16 protein-coding genes are annotated in these 19,120 nt (G+C 67.2%); 11 read left to right on the plus strand and 5 right to left on the minus strand.

The features are described 5' to 3' along the window. Nucleotides 1-85 precede the first annotated feature (85 nt). From mnmA to HOP52_RS06315, 7 genes are all read left to right on the plus strand, one after another. Nucleotides 86-1,216 carry a tRNA 2-thiouridine(34) synthase MnmA gene (mnmA, locus tag HOP52_RS06285; protein ID WP_238976514.1) on the plus strand — a complete coding sequence of 377 codons (1,131 nt, stop codon included), beginning with the start codon at nt 86-88 and terminating at the stop codon, nt 1,214-1,216. Further along, on the plus strand, nt 1,213-1,851 hold the full coding sequence (gene hflD / locus HOP52_RS06290; RefSeq protein ID WP_238976515.1) for a high frequency lysogenization protein HflD: 639 nt from the start codon (nt 1,213-1,215) through the stop codon (nt 1,849-1,851). The genes mnmA and hflD overlap by 4 nt, the downstream gene beginning before the upstream one ends. Before the next feature lie 58 nt (nt 1,852-1,909). Further along, the gene (purB, locus tag HOP52_RS06295; protein ID WP_238976674.1) at nt 1,910-3,274 is read left to right on the plus strand and encodes an adenylosuccinate lyase; all 1,365 of its coding nucleotides are present in this window, start codon (nt 1,910-1,912) and stop codon (nt 3,272-3,274) included. A 197-nt stretch (nt 3,275-3,471) separates the two neighbouring features. Then, a complete protein-coding gene (locus HOP52_RS06300) occupies nt 3,472-4,647 on the plus strand; it encodes a cupin domain-containing protein (RefSeq protein ID WP_238976516.1) in 1,176 nt (391 codons plus the stop codon). Between the two features lie 13 nt (nt 4,648-4,660). Beyond that, nucleotides 4,661-5,095: a GNAT family N-acetyltransferase gene (locus tag HOP52_RS06305; RefSeq protein ID WP_238976517.1), complete on the plus strand. Its 435-nt coding sequence runs from the start codon at nt 4,661-4,663 to the stop codon at nt 5,093-5,095. A gap of 392 nt (nt 5,096-5,487) precedes the next feature. Then, complete coding sequence (locus HOP52_RS06310) at nt 5,488-7,083, plus strand: isocitrate lyase (RefSeq protein WP_238976518.1); 1,596 nt, start codon at nt 5,488-5,490, stop codon at nt 7,081-7,083. A 238-nt stretch (nt 7,084-7,321) separates the two neighbouring features. Next, the gene (locus HOP52_RS06315; protein ID WP_238976519.1) at nt 7,322-7,789 is read left to right on the plus strand and encodes an outer membrane lipoprotein; all 468 of its coding nucleotides are present in this window, start codon (nt 7,322-7,324) and stop codon (nt 7,787-7,789) included. A gap of 125 nt (nt 7,790-7,914) precedes the next feature. Here HOP52_RS06315 and HOP52_RS06320 read toward each other — a convergent pair whose 3' ends face one another. Next, on the minus strand, nt 7,915-8,199 hold the full coding sequence (locus HOP52_RS06320) for a hypothetical protein (protein WP_238976520.1): 285 nt from the start codon (nt 8,197-8,199) through the stop codon (nt 7,915-7,917). A gap of 212 nt (nt 8,200-8,411) precedes the next feature. On the opposite strand from HOP52_RS06320, the gene HOP52_RS06325 reads away from it, so the two are divergent. Further along, nucleotides 8,412-8,894, plus strand: a complete 483-nt coding sequence (locus tag HOP52_RS06325; protein WP_238976521.1) for an FKBP-type peptidyl-prolyl cis-trans isomerase — start codon at nt 8,412-8,414, stop codon at nt 8,892-8,894. Between the two features lie 93 nt (nt 8,895-8,987). Here the strand turns inward: HOP52_RS06325 and HOP52_RS06330 are convergent, their stop codons facing one another. Further along, nucleotides 8,988-11,201 (minus strand): FAD-dependent oxidoreductase, encoded by a 2,214-nt coding sequence (locus HOP52_RS06330; RefSeq protein ID WP_238976522.1) that lies wholly within the window; start codon nt 11,199-11,201, stop codon nt 8,988-8,990. A gap of 230 nt (nt 11,202-11,431) precedes the next feature. Between HOP52_RS06330 and msrA the strand changes: the two genes are divergently transcribed. Further along, entirely contained in the window at nt 11,432-12,043 is a 612-nt protein-coding gene (gene msrA / locus HOP52_RS06335; RefSeq protein ID WP_238976523.1) for a peptide-methionine (S)-S-oxide reductase MsrA, read from the plus strand. 36 nt (nt 12,044-12,079) lie between these two features. Here the strand turns inward: msrA and HOP52_RS06340 are convergent, their stop codons facing one another. Then, on the minus strand, nt 12,080-13,279 hold the full coding sequence (locus HOP52_RS06340) for an MFS transporter (RefSeq protein ID WP_238976524.1): 1,200 nt from the start codon (nt 13,277-13,279) through the stop codon (nt 12,080-12,082). 96 nt (nt 13,280-13,375) lie between these two features. On the opposite strand from HOP52_RS06340, the gene HOP52_RS06345 reads away from it, so the two are divergent. After that, complete coding sequence (locus tag HOP52_RS06345; RefSeq protein ID WP_238976525.1) at nt 13,376-14,263, plus strand: LysR family transcriptional regulator; 888 nt, start codon at nt 13,376-13,378, stop codon at nt 14,261-14,263. Nucleotides 14,264-14,266: 3 nt separating this feature from the next. Here the strand turns inward: HOP52_RS06345 and HOP52_RS06350 are convergent, their stop codons facing one another. Beyond that, nucleotides 14,267-14,890: an NlpC/P60 family protein gene (locus tag HOP52_RS06350; RefSeq protein WP_238976526.1), complete on the minus strand. Its 624-nt coding sequence runs from the start codon at nt 14,888-14,890 to the stop codon at nt 14,267-14,269. A 218-nt stretch (nt 14,891-15,108) separates the two neighbouring features. Next, the gene (locus HOP52_RS06355; protein ID WP_238976527.1) at nt 15,109-17,568 is read right to left on the minus strand and encodes a DUF1266 domain-containing protein; all 2,460 of its coding nucleotides are present in this window, start codon (nt 17,566-17,568) and stop codon (nt 15,109-15,111) included. A 193-nt stretch (nt 17,569-17,761) separates the two neighbouring features. On the opposite strand from HOP52_RS06355, the gene gabT reads away from it, so the two are divergent. Further along, nucleotides 17,762-19,060, plus strand: coding sequence for a 4-aminobutyrate--2-oxoglutarate transaminase (gabT, locus tag HOP52_RS06360; protein ID WP_238976528.1), 1,299 nt, complete (start codon nt 17,762-17,764; stop codon nt 19,058-19,060). Nucleotides 19,061-19,120 lie beyond the last annotated feature (60 nt).

A 19,120-nucleotide genomic window follows, 5' to 3' on the forward strand; every position in this document is an offset into this window, starting at 1 on the left:
CCCGTGGCGGTCGATGGTCGAAGCCTCCCGGCAAGATAAGGTATAATCCCCGCCCATTTGCGACCCACTCAATCCGAGAGCACCCATGACCGCCACCCCAGGCAAGGTGATCGTCGGCATGTCCGGCGGCGTCGACTCCTCCGTCTCCGCCCTGCTGCTGCTGGAGCAGGGCTTCGATGTCGAGGGCCTGTTCATGAAGAACTGGGACGAGGACGATGGCACCGAGTACTGCACCGCCAAGGCCGACCTGGCCGACGCCCAGGCCGTGTGCGAGAAGCTCGGCATCAAGCTGCATACCGCCAATTTCGCCGCCGAGTACTGGGACAACGTCTTCGAGCACTTCCTGGCCGAGTACCAGGCAGGGCGTACGCCCAATCCGGACATCCTTTGCAACCGCGAGATCAAGTTCAAGGTGTTCCTGGAGTACGCCGAGATGCTCGGTGCCGAGAAGATCGCCACCGGGCACTATGTGCGCCAGGGCGAGGCGCTCGGGCGCCTCGACGGCGAGACCCGCCCGCGGCTGCTCAAGGGCCGCGATGCCAACAAGGACCAGAGCTACTTCCTGCACGCCGTGCCCGAGGCCGCCATCGCCCGCACCCTCTTCCCGGTGGGCGAACTGGAAAAATCCGAGGTGCGGGCCATCGCCGAGCGCCACGATCTGATCACCGCCCGCAAGAAGGATTCCACCGGCATCTGCTTTATCGGCGAGCGGCGCTTCCGCGATTTCCTGCAGCAGTACCTGCCGGCCCAGCCGGGGGTGATCGAGACCCCGGACGGCGAAGTGATCGGCGAACATATGGGGCTGATGTACTACACCCTGGGCCAGCGCCAGGGGCTCGGCATCGGCGGCCTGCCCAACCACTCCGAGGCGCCCTGGTACGTGGCCGCCAAGGACCTCGAGCGCAACGTGCTGATCGCCGTGCAGGGCAAGCACCACCCGCTGCTGTATACCGACAGCCTGGCCACCGAGGCCATGGATTGGGTGGCCGGCGAACCGCCCACCACTGAAGGCCGCCTGACGGCCAAGACCCGCTATCGCCAGTCTGACGTGCCCTGCACGGTTAACACACGGGAGGATGGCGGCGTGGAGGTGGTGTTCGATGAGCCCCAGCGCGCCGTCACCCCCGGCCAGTCGCTGGTGCTCTACGATGGCGAGATCTGCCTCGGCGGCGGAGTGATTCGCGACACCTGGAATGCCAAGGAGTGCGCCGCATGACCGCAACCCCGATCCACCGCGTGCCGGACTCCCCGACCGCCCGCCAGGCCCTGGCGCTGGCCGGAGTCTTCCAGGCCGCCAGCCTGGTCGACGAGCTGGCCCGCACCGGCCAGGTCGACTCGCGTGCCTGGGAAACCCTGATCCACGCCACCCTGGACACCAACCCCGAAAGCTTCGAGGCGATCTACGGCGGCCACCCCAACAACCTGCGCCGCGGCCTCGAGGTGCTCGAGGCCGTGGTGGGTCGCAAGCAGGCCAACCCGGTGGTGCTGCGCTACGGCTTCTCGCTGCTGCTGCTGATGAACAAGCTACGCAGCAATGACGAGATGATGGCCGGCCTGGGGCAGCGGCTGACGCGCATCCAGGGCCAGGCCGAGCACTTCGACGCCACCCACGAGAACGTCATCGCCAGCCTCGGCGAGGCCTATCAGGAGACCCTCTCCACCTTCAAGACCCGTATCGTGGTGCAGGGCGACCCCTCGCTGCTGCAAAGCCGCATGATGCCCGAGCGGGTGCGCGCCATCCTGCTCGCCGGCATCCGCTTCGCGCTGCTGTGGCACCAGCAGGGCGGTCGACGCTGGAAGCTGGTGTTCCAGCGCGGCGCCCTGAAGAAAGCCCTGGACCAGCTCGGCTGACCCTCACCACTGCCCACTCTCACACCGTACCGGACATTCGATCATGCAAGCCGCTCCCCTGCCCTTCTCCACCTTGACTGCCCTCTCCCCCGTCGACGGCCGTTACGCCGCCAAGGCCGAGTCGCTGCGCGAACACTTCAGCGAGTTCGGCCTGATCCGCGCCCGGGTCATCGTCGAGGTTCGCTGGCTGCAGCGCCTGGCCGAGCTGGCCGGCGTCACCGAGGTGCCGCCGCTCTCCGCCGAGGCCACCGCCTTCCTCGAGGCGCTGATCCGCGACTTCTCCCTGGAAGACGCCGAGCGCATCAAGACCATCGAGCGCACCACCAACCACGATGTCAAGGCGGTGGAGTACTTCCTCAAGGAGAAGATCGAGGCGCAGCCGGAGCTGCACGCCATCACCGAGTTCGTGCACTTCGCCTGCACCAGCGAAGACATCAACAACCTCTCCCACGGTGTGATGCTCACCGACGGCCTGAAGAGCCTGCTGCCCACCATGCAGCGGGTGGCCGACGCCATCGCCGCGCTGGCACTCGAGCACGCCGACCTGCCGATGCTCTCGCGCACCCACGGCCAGACGGCGAGCCCCACCACCTTGGGCAAGGAGATGGCCAACGTCGCCTACCGCCTGCGCCGCCAGCTCAAGCAGATCGAGGGCGTCGAGATCCTGGGCAAGATCAACGGCGCGGTGGGCAACTACAATGCGCATCTCGCCACCTACCCGGAGGTGGACTGGGAGGGCAACGCCCGCACCTTCGTCGAGGGCCTGGGACTCACCTTCAATCCCTACACCACCCAGATCGAGCCCCACGACTACATCGCCGAGCTGTTCGATGCAGTGTGCCGCTTCAACACCATCCTGATCGACTTCGACCGCGACGTCTGGGGCTATATCTCGCTGGGCTACTTCAAGCAGAAGACCGTGGCCGGCGAGATCGGCTCCTCGACCATGCCCCACAAGGTCAACCCCATCGATTTCGAGAACTCCGAGGGTAACCTGGGGCTGGCCAACGCCATCCTCGGCCACCTGGCCCAGAAGCTGCCGATCTCGCGCTGGCAGCGCGACCTCACCGACTCCACGGTGCTGCGCAACCTGGGCGTCGGCCTGGCCTACGGCCTGATCGCCTATGAGGCCTCGCTCAAGGGCATCGGCAAGCTCGAGGCCAACCCGGCACGCATCGCCGAGGACCTGGACGCCAGCTGGGAGGTGCTCGCCGAGCCGATCCAGACGGTGATGCGCCGCTACGGCATCGAGAAGCCCTACGAGAAGCTCAAGGAGCTGACCCGCGGCAAGCGCATCGACCAGGCCGGCTTTGCCGCCTTTATCGACACCCTCGAGCTGCCGGCCGACGTGAAAGACGAGCTCAAGGCACTCAGCCCGGCGACCTATGTCGGCAACGCCGCCGAGCAGGCCAGAAAACTTTAAGCTGGAAGCTGCCAGTATGGTAAGCGGCGCCGGGGACAGAGCGTAGCGGAGGTCCTTCGCCATGGATGGCGAAGGTAGCGCCCAGGGAGGGGTTCACAGCGCCTCCGCGAAGCTCTGTCGCCGGAACAGCCGCGACTCGAAGCCACGACGCGAAGCCGCAGCGCGAAGCCTTAACAGTCCGAAACGAAATGGTGCCCATGTCTCCCGATACTCCCCTCACCCTACTCGGGGGCCTGACCGCCGCCGAGTTCCTGCGCGACGTCTGGCAGCGCCGGCCGCTGCTGATCCGCGGCGCCTTCCCGGACTTCGAGAGCCCGCTGGACCCCGACGAGCTGGCCGGACTCGCCTGCGAGGAGGGCGTCGAGGCCCGCCTGGTGGAGGAGCACGGCAAGGACGGCCCCTGGCAGGTGCGCCACGGCCCCTTCGACGAGCGCACCTTCGCCAAGCTGCCCGAACGGGACTGGACCCTGCTGGTGCAGGCCGTGGACCACTATGTGCCCGAGGTGGCCGAGCTGCTCGAGCACTTCGCCTTCCTGCCCCGCTGGCGCCTCGACGACATCATGATCAGCTACGCCCCGCCCGGCGGCAGCGTCGGCCCCCACGTCGACCAGTACGACGTCTTCCTGCTGCAGGGCAGCGGCACGCGGCGCTGGCAGCTGGGCGGCAAGGTCGCCGACGACGCCCCGATCATCCCCGGCATCGACCTGCGTATCCTCGAGCGTTTCGAGGTCGAAGGCGACGACGACTGGGTACTCGAACCGGGCGATATGCTCTACCTGCCCCCCGGCTGGGCCCACCACGGCGTCAGCCAGTCCGACGACTGCCTGACCCTCTCGGTGGGCTTTCGCGCCCCCTCCGCCGACGAGGCGATCACCTCCTTTGCCGACTACCTGGGCGAGCAGCTGCCGGCATCGAAGCGCTATGCCGACGCCGGCATGGCCCCGCCGGCCGACCCCGGCGAGCTCGACGACGCCGCCGTGGCACGGATGCGCGCGCTGATCCTCGAGACCCTCGACGACCCCGCCCAGCTGGCCCAGTGGTTCGGCCGGGTGATGACCCAGCCCAAGTATGTCGACCAGCTGGTGCCAAGCGAGACGCCCACCGAGCCCGACGCGCTTGTCGCTGAACTACAGGACGGCGCCGAACTGATCAGAACGCCCGGTTCACGCTTCGCCTGGCGGGCCCTCGATGCCCAGCGGGCGACGCTGTTCGTCGACGGCGACGGCGTCGAGTGCCCCCTGCCGCTGGCGCAACTCGTGGCCTCGGACGCGCCACTCGATGCCGAGCTGCTGGCCCACGAGGGCGCCGCCGAACGGCTCGCCATGCTGCTCGACGCCGGCAGCCTGGCCTGGGATGAAGAGTTTGATGAGTAGCGAGAGGCGAGAGATGACAAAAACCGAACTGGAGATTCTTGAGGGGAGCTGGACCGAACTCGGCGATATCGCCACCGAGATCCGCCGGGTCGTCTTTATCGAGGAGCAACGAGTGCCGCTGGAGGAGGAGTGGGACGGCCGCGACGACGCCTGCACCCATTTCCTGGCGCTCCTCGACGGCCGGCCGGTGGGCACCGCCCGGCTGCTGCCCGATGCCCATATCGGCCGCGTCGCGGTGCTGGCCGAGGCACGCGGCCACGGCATCGGCGCGGCGCTGATGCGGGCCGCCATCGAGGCGGCCCGCCGCCACGGGCACGACGCCGTGGAGCTCGCCGCCCAGACCCATGCCCTGGTCTTCTACGAGCGCCTGGGCTTCCAGGCCTTCGGCGAGGCGTTTCTCGACGCCGGCATTGTGCATCGCAACATGCGACTTCTCCTAACCCACTAACCCCGCTCGAGTTCCCATCTTCCAACGAAAATCGACTACAGAATCATACCCCGCCACGATGACTCTGTAGTCGAGCTACAACTCTTTCTCCCCCCAAGTGTCAATTGTTGAAGCCCATGGCCATGGGGCATAGTGGACACAAGACGAGATTAAAACGATCGTTCGGTGATCTGCAGGACACGACACACAGCGAACGTTTTGATATCGACACTGGTTCGACCAAGGCCGTAGAGACTTCCTCGCCGCAGTGGTTGAATCTGGTATCACTTCGCAGGCGCAGCATGAACGGCGAGACGCCCGACAATGCCGCAGGCGACCGACAGGCCAGCAGTGCGCCGCAAGCGCGGCGGTCCAAGGCTGACGACTACACCTCTGATCGGAAGGATGGTTCCATGTCATACAAAGACGATATCAAGGCACTGGCTCAACTGCGTGAAGCCCAGCAGGGCAAGTGGGCCGACATCAGCCCCGAGAACGCCGCCCGCTTGCGTGCCCAGAACCGCTTCAAGACCGGCCTGGACATCGCCAAGTACACCGCCAAGATCATGCGTAACGACATGGCCGCCTATGACGCCGACACTGCCCAGTACACCCAGTCGCTGGGCTGCTGGCACGGCTTCATCGGCCAGCAGAAGATGATCTCCATCAAGAAGCACTTCGGCAACACCAAGCGCCGCTACCTCTACCTCTCCGGCTGGATGGTCGCCGCCCTGCGCTCCGAGTTCGGCCCGCTGCCCGACCAGTCCATGCACGAGAAGACCACCGTGCCGAGCCTGATCGAGGAGCTCTACACCTTCCTGCGTCAGGCCGACGCCTGGGAACTGAACCACCTGTTCCGCGACCTGGAAGAGGCCCAGAAGGCGGGTGACACGGCCAAGGCGGAAGAACTGATCGCCAAGATCGACAACCACGAGACCCATGTGGTGCCGATCATCGCCGACATCGACGCCGGTTTCGGCAACGCCGAGGCCACCTACCTGCTGGCCAAGAAGATGATCGAAGCCGGCGCCTGCTGCATCCAGATCGAGAACCAGGTTTCCGACGAGAAGCAGTGCGGCCACCAGGACGGCAAGGTTACCGTGCCCCACGAGGACTTCCTGGCCAAAATCAACGCCGTGCGCTATGCCTTCCTGGAGCTGGGCGTTGACGATGGCGTCATCGTCGCCCGCACCGACTCCCTGGGCGCCGGCCTGACCCAGAAGATCGCCGTGACCAACGAGCCGGGCGACCTGGGCGACCAGTACAACAGCTTCCTCGACGGCGACGAGATCGATAGCGCCTCCGACATCGACAACGGCGACGTGGTGATCAAGCAGAACGGCAAGCTGGTCAAGGTCAAGCGCCTGGCTTCCGGCCTCTACCAGTTCAAGCCGGGCACCGGCGAGGACCGCGTGGTGCTGGACTGCATCACCAGCCTGCAGAACGGCGCCGACCTGCTGTGGATCGAGACCGAGAAGCCCCACGTCGGTCAGATCGCCGCCATGGTCAACCGCATCCGCGAGGTCTGCCCGGACGCCAAGCTGGTCTACAACAACTCACCCTCCTTCAACTGGACCCTGAATTTCCGCCAGCAGGTGTTCGATGCCTGGGAGGCCGAAGGCAAGGATGTCTCCGCCTACGACCGCGCCAGCCTGATGAGCGCCGAGTACGACGACACCGAGCTTGGCAAGCTGGCCGACGAGTGGACCCGTAACTTCCAGCGCGACGCCGCTCGTGAAGCCGGCATCTTCCACCACCTCATCACCCTGCCGACCTACCACACCGCGGCCCTGTCCACCGACAACCTGGCCAAGGGCTACTTCGGCGACGAGGGCATGCTGGCCTACGTGGCGGGCGTGCAGCGCCGCGAGATCCGCGAGGGCATCGCCACCGTCAAGCACCAGGACATGGCCGGCTCCAACATCGGCGACGACCACAAGGAGTTCTTCCACGGCGAAGCGGCACTCAAGGCCGGCGGCAAGGACAACACCATGAATCAGTTTGGCTGATATGGCGTAGCGGTAAAACGACTGGAACCCTTGGGGAGGCGCAAGCCTCCCCTTTTTTGTGTCGGGTCAGCTTGCACATTGTTTGTCGGCTTGAGCGCTACACTGGGGGCACCCAAACGCCGCAGGCTGGTCAAACGCTACATGACTGGTTAAGCTGATTTACAAACAGCGTTCCGTAATGTGATACCGATGCCTCCCGCATGAGGGAAGCATCGGCCCCGTGATCCAGGAGGTTTTCATGAAGCGTCTTCTTCCCGTGCTGGCCGTTGGCTTGCTCACCCTGGCCGGCTGTGCCAACACCGCCCCCTTGGGCGGCGATGTCTACCGCAGCAGCCAGGCCCAGACCGGCCAACAGGTCACCTTCGGCACCATCACGGCCCTGCGCCAGGTCCAGATCCAGGCCGACAGTCGCCTGGGCGGTGCCATCGGCACCGGCGGCGGCGCGGTGATCGGCGGCCTGCTGGGCAGTCAGGTGGGCGGTGGCTCGGGTCGCCAGCTGGCCACCGCCGCCGGCGTCATTGGTGGCGCCGTGGCCGGCAGTGCCATCGAGGAGTCCGCCAACCGCGTGCGCGCCTGGGAGATGGAGATTCGCCGCGACGACGGCCAGAACATCGTGGTGGTCCAGAAGGCCGACCGCCAGTTCCAGACTGGCCAGCGGGTGCGCATGATCGGCAGCGGCGCCAGCCTCACCGTGGCCCCCTACTGAGCGCTGGAGCCTGACACGCAGCCAGAAACCAGCTAGACATCAAGAGGCCCGCGGCATTGCCGCGGGCCTCTTGATTGTTGCCGGAACTGGTTGTCGCCGGAACCGGCCTGAGCTCGCGAAGCGGCTCAGTGGAAGTTGGCCCGATCCATCGCCCAGCCGGCCAGCTTCTTGCCAACCAGCGCGACGATGCCGATCAGAATCACGGTCAGCAGGATGTCGACAGGCCGCACCAGGGTGGTGGCACCCAGCACGCCCAGCGCCAGACTCCATACCAGCCGGTTGTCGCCGTGGGACTTCATCACCGCCGGCAGCATCTTGTCGACGCCGCGACTGACACTGCTCTCCCAGCGGCTATAGCAGAAGAACACGATTGCGGCGAAAGCGATCAGCCAAAGCACAATCTCGATCATGGGACTCTCCATGGAAGGGTTGAGGGAAGCAACGCAAGAAAACGAATCACGCTAGGGTAGCCGCAGGCCACCGGTGGCGCAACCGCGCCAAAAGGCGTGAATATCTCTCAGGACCAGCCGCGGATATCCTGAAAATTGTCGCATCCCCCTGACAGGCCCCGGGGCGGCACGTTACCATGTTTTCTTACATGCACTCACCGAAAGGTTTATCAATGCAGATTGCGCAGAATTCCGTTGTCGCGTTCCACTACACCCTGACCAACGACGCAGGTGAAGTGCTGGACAGCTCGGAAGGCCGCCAGCCGCTGACCTACCTCCACGGCGCCGGCAACATCATTCCGGGCCTCGAAAAAGAGCTCGAGGGCCACGAAGCGGGCGAGAAACTCAATATCGCCGTGTCACCGGAAGAAGGCTACGGCGAAGTGCAGGCCCAGCTGGTACAGCAAGTGCCGCGCGATGCCTTCCAGGGCGTCGAGTCCGTGGAGCCGGGCATGCAGTTCCAGGCCCAGACCCAGGGCGGCCCGCTGATGGTCACCGTGACCCAGGTCGAAGGCGATACCGTCACCGTCGACGGCAACCATCCGCTGGCCGGCCAGAAGCTCAACTTCGACGTCGAGATCGCCGAGGTGCGCGAAGCCAGCCAGGAAGAGATCGAGCACGGCCACGTGCACGGTGAAGGCGGCGTCGAGCACTGAGCCGGCGGCACCCGGCACTGAGACGCCAGCGCCACCGCACACCGAAGGGGCAGCCATCAGGCTGCCCCTTTTGCTTGCGCTTGCCCGCTCGACTCAGCTCCGGGCTGTCGACTCCTGCGGCCGACTTCGGCGCTGTCGCCGCCCCCGACGGCGCCAGGCAAAGTAGTGCGCCAGCCAGCCCAGCACACGCTCCGGCTTGTGGGCATTCTTCCAGACGCCGGCAGTGGCCTTCACCGCCTCGGACCAGGTCGGGTAGGGATGCACGGTACCCAGCAGCTTGTTGAGGCCGATACCGTGGGTCATGGCCAGGGTGAACTCGGCCAGCATCTCACCGGCACCGTGGCCGACGATGGTGGCGCCCAGGATGCGGTCCTTGCCGGGCACCGTCAGCACCTTGACGAAACCCTCGGTCTGCCCGTCGGCAATCGCCCGGTCGAGCTCGGCCAGGGCATAGCGGGTCACTTCGTAGTCGACGCCTCGCTCCCTTGCCTCGCGCTCATTGAGTCCCACCCGGGCTACCTCCGGGTCGCAGTAGGTCACCGCCGGCAGCGCCCGATAGCTCACCCGGAAGCGCTTGAGCTCGCCGAACAGGGCGTTGACCGTGGCGTGCCAGGCCTGGTGGGCGCTGGCGTGGGTCAGCTGGAAGGGGCCGGCCACGTCGCCGCAGGCCCAGACATTGGGCAGCACACTCTGCAGCGTCTCGTCCACCGCCAGGGTGCCATCGTCGCGGGTCTCGACGCCCAGCGCCTCCAGCCCCATGCCCGAGACATTGGCCTGGCGCCCCACCGCCACCAGCAGGCGGTCGAACGCCAGTCGCTCCTCCGCGGGCTCACCGCCGGGGCCAGGCCGCTCCACCACCAGTTCACCGGCCCCACCCGCGCCGGCCTCGACCCGCAGCGCACGGGTGCCCAGCCACAGCGACAGCCCCTCGGCTTCCAGGCCGCTCCGCAGCGCTTCGGCCGCCTCCTCGTCTTCTCTGGGCAGCAGCTGGGCGCTGCGCTGCACCAGGCTGACCCGGCTACCCAGACGGGCGAAACTCTGTCCCAGCTCGCAGCCGATGGGGCCGCCTCCCAGCACCACCAGGCGCTCGGGGAGGCTATCGAGCCGCCACAGGTTGTCCGAGGTCAGCACCTCGATATCGTCAAGTCCCGGGAGGTCGGGCACACGGGGACGCGCCCCGCTGGCGATGATCACATGGCGGGTAGTGAGCACACGCTCACCCTGCTCTCCGGTGACACGCACCCGCCAAGGATCCTCGAGGCGGGCCTCCCCGGCGACCACCTCCACCCCCAGGCCTTCGTAACGCTCGCGGCTGTCGTGGGGCTCCACCTGGCGGATGGCGCCGTGCACGTGGCCCATCACCGCGGCGAAGTCGATCACCGGCTCGCCGGCCTGCACGCCGTAGCGCGATGCCCGACGCACCTCGCTGGCGGCGCGGGCGGCGCGGATCAACGCCTTGGAGGGCACGCAGCCCGTATTGAGACAGTCCCCCCCCAGCCGGTCGCGCTCGACCAGCGCGACCTTCGCCTTCACGGCCGCGGCGATATAGCTGGCCACCAGCCCCGCCGAGCCGCCGCCGATCACCACGATGTCATGCTCGAAGGCGTCGGGTCGCGCATAGCGCTGGGCCAACCGACGGCGTTTGGCCAGCGCCACCCCCGCCCGCGCCAGCCAGGGAAACAGCCCGATCAGTACGAAGGAGCCGATCAACCCCGGCGAGAGAATCCCGGAGAGCGACTCCAGGTTGCCCAGTTCGCGACCGGCGTTCACGAACACCGCGGTGCCGGGCAGCATCCCCACCTGGCTGACCCAGTAGAAGGTCCACAGGCGCATGCGCGTCAGGCCCAGCACCAGGTTGATGACGAAGAACGGAAACAGCGGAATCAGCCGCATGGTAAAAAGGTAGAAGGCGCCTTCCCGCCGGATGCCGGCATTGATCCGCTCGAGCTGGGGAGCGAAACGCCGCTCCAGCGGCCCGCGCGCCAGGGTACGGGCAATCAGCGCGGCCAGGGTGGCCCCCAGGGTGCTGGCGAAGGAGATGATCACCAGGCCCCAGCCCAGCCCGAACAGCGCGCCGCCCAGCACCGTCATCAGGGTGGCACCGGGCAGCGAGAGCGCCGCCATCACCACGTAGATGGCGAAGAAGCCGCCGATCACCGTGACCGGTTCCTCGGACAGCCAGGCCTGGAAACTGGCCTGCTCCGCCTTGAGGTTGTCCAGGGTCAGCGCCTGGTCGGCGCCGCTGAGGAAGAAAACCGCTACCGCCAGGGCAATGATCGCCGCCAGCATCAAACGTCGCTTGTTCACCAGATACACTCCCTTGTTGGGCGCCGTGTCTTGGGCGCCCGGTCGTTAAGGTCCCCTTGCGTCGGCTCCCTGCTACAATCCTTACAGCAGTCACCTTACAGCACTGCCCTGACATTACAGCCCTGGCGGGGCGGCGAACCGCCGTTTTCCGCGAGCCGCCGCCCGGTGCAGGGGAACCCCTGCCGCTTGGCCCCATCCAAGCTATCCCCCCTGAACCATGAGGAGTGCCCATGTTACGGTCATCCTGGCGCATCGGCCTGCTGCTCTCGCTGGGGCTGACGGCTACCGCCGCGGCAGACGATATCGACGCCCCCGCCCAGGCCATCTTCGGCGGCGGCTGCTTCTGGTGCGTCGAGGAGGCCTTCGATCGGGTCCCCGGCGTGATGGCCACCACCTCCGGCTTTAGCGGCGGGCACCTGGAGAACCCCAGCTACAATCAGGTCGTGGCGGGCGGCACCGGGCACGCCGAGGTGGTCAAGGTGGAGTACGACCCCGAGCGAGTCGACTATGCGACGCTGCTCCACGTCTTCTGGCGCAATATCGACCCCTTCGCGGTGAATCGCCAGTTCTGCGACGCCGGCGAGGCCTATCGCAGCGCGATCTTCTACACCAGCGACGACGAACGCGCCCTGGCCGAAGCGACACGCGATGCCCATGCCGAGCGCTTCGAACGCGATATCGCCACCGAGATCAGCCCCTTCGAGGCCTTCTACCCGGCCGAGGAGTACCACCAGGACTACTACCGCAAGAATCCCGTGCGCTACCAGTACTACAAGGCGGCCTGCGGCCGCGAGCGGCGACTGGAAGAGGTGTGGGGCGACGAGGCCGGCGGGCTGGACTAGTGAAACACTGATGTATTGCTGAACACGCGGCCTTCCCTAAGCGGTCTGCGCACGGGTCATGGACCGCTCGCCGTGCCATAGCCAGGCGGCGATGCCCAGGGTCACGCCCAGCAGCAGCCAGGAGCCCAGCGCCACCCCGGGCCAGCCGCCGCGCTGCCAGAACGGCTCCAGCCAGGCGCTGCCGAGGCTCGCCCCCAGGTAGTAGAACACCAGGTAGAGCGCCGAGGCGCTGCCCCGCGCCCGCTGGGCGTGGCGACTCACCCAGCTGGAGGCCATGGAGTGGGCGAGAAAGAAGCCGAAGGCGTTGACGGTCAGCCCGAACAGGATCCAGCCAAGCGATGCCGACAGGGTGATCAGGGTGCCCCCCATGAGGATCAGAACCCCCAGCATCATGCACGCCGGCTGCCCTATCCGGGCGGCGAGTCGCCCGGAAATCGTCGAGCCCAGGGTGCCTCCCAGATAGGTCAGGAAGATCAACCCCAGCCAGCGGGTCCCCAGGCCGAAAGGCGCCTCGGCCAGACGGAAGGTGATGTAGCTGTACTGGTTGATGAAGATCAGGAAATTGATGCCGCCCAGCAGGTAGGCGGCCAGCAGCAGCGGATCGCGCAGGTGCCCGCCAAGGTCGGCCAGCGCCCCGCGCAGCTCGAAGCGCCGCGGCGTGAAGGCCCGGGCCTTGGGCAGCAGCTTCCAGAACAGGGCGACGCCGACCAGGGTGATCAGCCCCACGGAAAGAAAGCCCGCGCCGGCACCACCCAGCTCCCCTGCCCCGCCGCCGATTAGCCGCCCGCTGATACCGCCCAGGCTGTTCGCGCCGATATAGAGCCCCACCGCCGAGAGCAGCGCAGGACGGTCGAATTCATCCCCCATCCAGGCGATCGCCACCGCGGGCAGCCCACCGAGCAAAAACCCCTGCACCAGGCGCAGCGCCAAGAGGCTCTCGAAGTTGGGGGCGAAGGCCAGGGCCAACGAGCAGAGCCCGGTCGCCAGCAGGGTGATACGCATGATGGCACCGCGGCCGATGGCATCCGACAGCGGCCCGAAGACCAGCAACGCGCCCGCCAGGGCCAGGGTCGACACCGACATGATCAGGCTCACGCCCAGGGTCGAGACTCCGTACACCTCGCGCAGCGCCGGCAGCAGCGGCTGGGGTGCATAGAGATTGATGAATACCAGAAAGGAACCCAGGCACAAGGCCAGGGTGGCGCGCCACCAGGCGCGAGTATGTGCTTCGATCATGTTGCCCTCCACTTGGCAAGGCATGATCGCGCGGGCAGAATAATAAGCCAAACAGAATAACCAGATGACTTCCATCTATTCTACTTATGGTGCGCCATGTCCCTGCCGTTCGACCTGCGCACGCTGCGCGTCTTCACCACGGTGGCCGAGCGGGGCGGCTTCAGCGCCGCCGCCCGAGAGTTGCACGTGGCCCAGTCGGCGATCAGCCAGACCATTGCCAACCTGGAGCGCCGCCTGGAGCTGACCCTCTTCCACCGTCACGAGCGACGCATCAGCCTGACCCCCGAGGGGCAGGCCCTGCTCGGGCATGCCCGCGACCTGCTGGAACGGGCCGATGCCGCTCATCTGGCCATGCGCGAGTTGCACGGCCTGGTCAAGGGCGAGGTGCGTATCGGCATTCCCTCGATGCTTGGCTCCTACTACTTCCCGCCGCTGCTGATGGGCTTCAAGGCGCGCCACCCCGGCATTCGCCTGACCGTGGTGGAGGCTGGGGCCCGGCGGCTGCAGCGGATGATCGCCGCGGGCGAACTGGACCTGGGCGTGGTGATCGATGACGACCAGAGCCGCCAGATGGAGCGGCGGCGGCTGGTACACGAGGAGATGGTGGTCTGCGTGCCAGTGGACCACCCCTTCGCGGGACGCGACGGGGTAAGCCCCGAGGAGTTCTTCGCCGAGCCGTTGGTGCTCTTCCAGGACGGCTATTTCCACCGGGAGTTCGTCGAGGGTCTGGCGCGCCAGACCGGATTGGCGGCCAACGTCGCCTTCCAGTCGAACCTCATTCCGCTGACCAAGGCGATCGTTCGCCAGGGCTTCGGCATCACCACCTTTCTGCGGCGCGTGGTGGATGAGCCGGAGCTGGCGGCGGTCTCCTTCGACCCGCCCACCTGGCTGGCGCTCTCGCTGGCCTGGGCCAAGGACGCCTACCTGTCACGGGCCGAGCGTGCCTTCGTCGACTTCGTGATCGACCACCGCCAGTCGCTGTAAGCCCTATCCCTCGCCCACCAGCGCGACCCGCTGGGCCAGCATGGCCGGCGCCAGGGCACGGCGCGCCTGCCAGTAATGGCGTTGCCAGTAGGCGTTATCCAGGGTGGAGAGCATCACCCCCTGGGAGGTGGAGGCGTGCAGGAAGTAGCCTTCGCCGACGTAGATGCCGACATGATCATAGGGGCCGGGAGGACGGAAGAAGACCAGGTCGCCGACCTGCAGCTCGTCGCGCGATACCGCCTCGCCCTGCTGCACCTGCTCCCCGGTGGAGCGCGGCAGGTCGAGCCGGAAGGTATCGCGAAAGACGTTCTGCACCAGGGCGGAGCAGTCGATCCCCCGCTCGCCGGTGCCGCCCAGCCGATAGGGGGTGCCCGACCAGCGCTGGTGCTGAGCCAGCAGCGCCTGGCGGATCAGCGAGGGAGGCGGACGGTGCAGGCCATTGGCCTCCACGATAGGGTTGTCCACCGGCGACATCATGGGACGCCAGGACGCCGGTAGCCCCGGCAGGGTGCGGGCGAAATAGTCGCCCGACGCCTGCAGCAAGGGTTGCGAGCTGCCGGCACAGCCGGCCAGCAGGGCCAGCGACAAGACGATCGGGACCGCCCGGTACAATCGGTTAGCAGCCATCTTGGTGAGAACCTCATTCCCTGAGCCGCACTCGGCCGCGCGCAAGCAGCGCCTGCATCATCGGCCTTCAGAGGGTCGCTGTGGCAGTGGTGCCGGCTTGGCCCGAACCACTGCCACAGCAGCCTGTCAGCGGCTAGCCGGTGGCGAAGGGCCCCATGAGGAGCCCCGTATCAGCAAACCTGCTGAATATAATTCAGATTATCCGGTGAGGCGAGTGACTAATGCAGGGTGCGCGTATCCCCGGGCAGGGTATCAATATGCATCGGCGCCCAGTGGCGCGGCCGGGCACCGGGGAAATCCAGGCTCGCCCAGGGGCCAGCCAGCGGCGGGGCCCCGGACAGCCAGGCCACCAGCGCCTGGCGGAAGCCGGCCAGGAAACCTTCGCGCTCGGGGGTTTCACCCATGAAGAACGAGAAGCCGGCATACAGCCCCCGGGCATAGGCCTCCCAGCCGCCATAGTGCGCTGCCGCCAGGGCGTAGGCGCGATCCAGCACCGCGCTGAAGGCCGCGGCATCCAGCCAGCCCAGCTGACGCCCGGCGATCGCCAGGTCCACCGCTTGGGCCAGGTCCCAGGCGGTCATGTCGAGTTCGTTGCAGCCATCCTCGTTGTCGCGCACCCGCTGAAGCCGCAGCAGGTGGTTGCGATCCTCCTCGCTGCAGTCGCCGGATTCGAGGATGGCGATCTCCGCGGCGAGCCGCTGGCCGTTGAGGGTGTAGGGGGCATAGTTGACCTGGTAGTCCTGGCGATCCCCCACCTCGAGCAGGAAATCGAGGAACTCCACGAGCTCCCCCCGGCCCTGGAAACCGTAGTGGCCGTCGACCCAGTCGCGGATCGACGCCGCCTCGCGCTCGCTTTCCTGGTGGGGTTCGCTCCAGACCGGACTGTTGAGCGGTCCGACCAGCGCCATTGCGGTAAAACGCGACAGGGTGGGACGCGGCCCGGGCTCCTGCCACTCGCCGGCCCGCCAGTCCAGCCAGTGGAAGGGGCTGCCGGGATCCTCGAGATGCCAGCGGATCTCGGTCACCAGCGGCGGATGCTCGGCCTCGGGGAGCAGCGCCTCCCACTGGGCCCAGGCCTCCAGCAGGCGGCGCGCATCGGGATAAAAGCGGCTCAGGGTGCCACGCAGGGCGTCGGCGAGGGCCTCCAGTGCGGCGGCGTCGAAGGCCTGGCTGTCCATGGCCATCTGCAGATAGAAGGCGTACTTCTCGGCCATGTGGATGGTCGCCGCATGTCGGCTGGCGTGACGCAGCGCGGCGAGGCGTTCCCGATCAGCCTTGTCGGGGCGGCCAAAGGGGGTCTCGGCCTGGGGCAGGGCCCCGTGGGCGGCATCCGCCGCCAGCTGGTTGAGATGATGGGCCTGGGCCGGCAACCAGTAGCGGGCCAGCGACTCGACGCCCTCGTCGGCATGCAGCTCCAGGGTCTCGTCCAGATAGCGCAAGGCGTCGTCGCGTCGCTCGGGGGGCACCGGCGCCTCCGGGCCCTGGCGGGTGGCCAGTTCAGGCTCGCGTACCGAGGCCAGTGCCAGCACCCAGTGACGCGGCGAACGGCGCCACTCGGCCATGGCCAGACGCGACGCCTCGCGCTCCTCCTGGCCGAGCAGATCCTGCAGGGCCACTCGCCAGGGGCTGACCGGCGAATGCAGCAGCAGCCGCCAGTCGACCTCCAGCTCGGCGAGCCGGTTGCGCCCCTCGAAGAGACTGCGCCCGCGCTGGTAGGCGCGCACCAGCGCCAGCCAGTCGCTGTAGCGACGCTGGATCAGATCCGCGCCGTGGGTGGCAAAATCCCGTGCCTCGCCCTCGCTCAGCCATCCCGCGCAGGCGCCGGCCCAGGCCAGGTCGATCAGCCGCAGCCAGTCCCAGGCCGCCCACTCCAGCGGCTCGCCCCGTTCAAGGAAGGTCAGCATTACCTGCCCATAGGACTGATCCGGCCCCTCCAGGGCATCGAACCACGCCCGCCGAGCGGCGCCGTCGGCGTCCAGCAGCCGGGTCGCATCGAGGTCCCAGCCCTGGCGATCCCCCTGGCCGGCCAGCCAAAGCAGGCTGCACAGCAGGTCATCACGACCCTCGATCTGCCACATCTCGCGCAGCCAGACCTCCACCTCGGGCCAGTCGCCGGGCCCCGCGGGCAGCGCGATCACCGGGGCGAAGGCGGCGCGCAGTCGCCAGGCCCGCTCACCGCTCGCCTCGGGCCACAGGTGAAGGTCATGGCGCTGCAGGGCCACCCACTCGGCGATACGCTCCCAGGTGACCCCTGCTTCTTCGTGCTCGAGCACGGCCAGCGCCTCGCAGGCATCGCCGAAACCATCGTCGCCGTGCACCCAGCCCACGGCACTGCGCGCATGGAGCAAAGCCTCGAGCCAGGCATCCAGGTCGCGGTAGCCGGAGGTGATTTCATCGGTCAGCCGCAGCGCCCAGTCATGCACCTGTCGCTCCGGCAGCCAGCCGGCGGCGCCGGCCAGCGCCACCAGTTCCAGCGCCGCCAGCAGGCCCGCGGGGTCTGCGCTGCCCGTCCCGAAGGCCTCGACCAGCCGCCAGCCGAGCTCGCCGCGATCGGCCACGCCCAGCGCCGCCAGCCGGTTGGCTGCCGCATCGGCTTCGACTGCCAGGGGTTCGGGCTCGAAGGCCCAGTCACACAGCACCAGCTGCTGGGCCCACCAGGCTTTCAGGGGATCGATCAAGGCTCACCTCGACGTTCAGCCACAGGAAAAGGGGCATGGCCCTGCCACACCCAAGGAAACGGCGCCTAGTGTAGCCGAAAGCGCCGCCCAGGCCGATGGGTCGAACCACGGCCTGGATGAATTTAGTGAACTAGAATACGTCTGTGTCGGCGGACTCTGACAGGTCGCCAATCGCTTTATTCAAGGAGATATCATGAACAACGCACAGCTCAACGAACTCAAGCAGCGCTATGTCGCCAGCGGCGCGGCCAGCCCGGCCACCCAGTTTGCCGACCGCGCCGAGAACGCCCTGATCTGGGACGCCGACGGCAACCGCATCATCGACTTCGCTGGCGGTATCGGCGTGCTCAACATCGGCCATCGCCATCCCAAGGTGGTCGAGGCGGTCAAGGCCCAGCTGGACAAGCTCATGCACACCTGTCAGACGGTGATGCCCTATGAGGGCTACGTGAAGGTGGCCGAGAAGCTCAGTCAGGTCACCCCGGTGCGCGGACACGCCAAGGTGATGCTGGCCAACTCCGGCGCCGAGGCGCTGGAGAACGCGGTCAAGGTGGCCCGCGCCGCCACCGGCAAGAACAATGTTATCTGCTTCGACGGCGGCTACCACGGCCGCACCTTCATGACCATGGCCATGAACGGCAAGGTCGCCCCCTATGCCACCGACTTCGGCAGCATGCCCGGCAACGTCTTCCGCGCCCCCTACCCGGTGCCCTACCACGGGGTCAGCGAGGACGAGGCCCTGCGCGGCCTGAAGATGGCGCTCAAGACCGATGCCAACCCCAAGGACACCGCGGCCATCGTGCTCGAGCCGGTGCTCGGCGAGGGCGGTTTCTACCCGGCGCCGGCGAGCTTTCTCAAGGCGATCCGCGAGATCTGCGACGAGCACGGCATGCTGATGATCGTCGACGAGGTGCAGTCCGGCTTCGGGCGTACCGGCAAGCTGTTCGCCATCGAGCACAGCGGCGTGGAGCCGGACATCATCGCCATGGCCAAGAGCATGGCCGACGGCATGCCGATCTCCGCGGTGGTCGGAACCGACAAGCACATGGACGCCTCCGGCCCCAACTCGCTGGGCGGCACCTACACCGGCAGCCCCACCGCTTGTGCAGCGGCCCTGGCGGTGCTCGAGGTGTTTGAGGAAGAGGATATTCTCGGCAAGAGCCAGGCGCTGGGCGACAAGCTGGCCAAACGCTTCGCCCAGTGGCAGCAGGACTTCGACTGCGTCGACAACGGCCGCAACATGGGCGCCATGGCCGCCATCGACCTGGTGTCCGACAAGGCCAACCACACGCCGGATGCCGACCTGGCCGGCGCGCTGTGCAAGAAGGCGCGCGAGAAGGGGCTGATCCTGCTCTCCTGTGGACTCTACGGCAACACCATCCGCTTCCTGATGCCGGTGACCATCGAGGACGAGGTGCTGGAAGAGGGCCTGGCCATCGTCGAGACGTGCCTCAAGGAGCTGGTCGGCAGCAAGACCGCGGCCAGCGCCTGAAGGACGAGGCTGACCGGCTGCCGTTCTACCCGGTGGCGGTGCTGGGGGTCTCCTACACCT

It is taken from the genome of Billgrantia campisalis (assembly GCF_022341425.1).
GTDB classification, from domain to species: Bacteria; Pseudomonadota; Gammaproteobacteria; order Pseudomonadales; family Halomonadaceae; genus Halomonas; species Halomonas campisalis.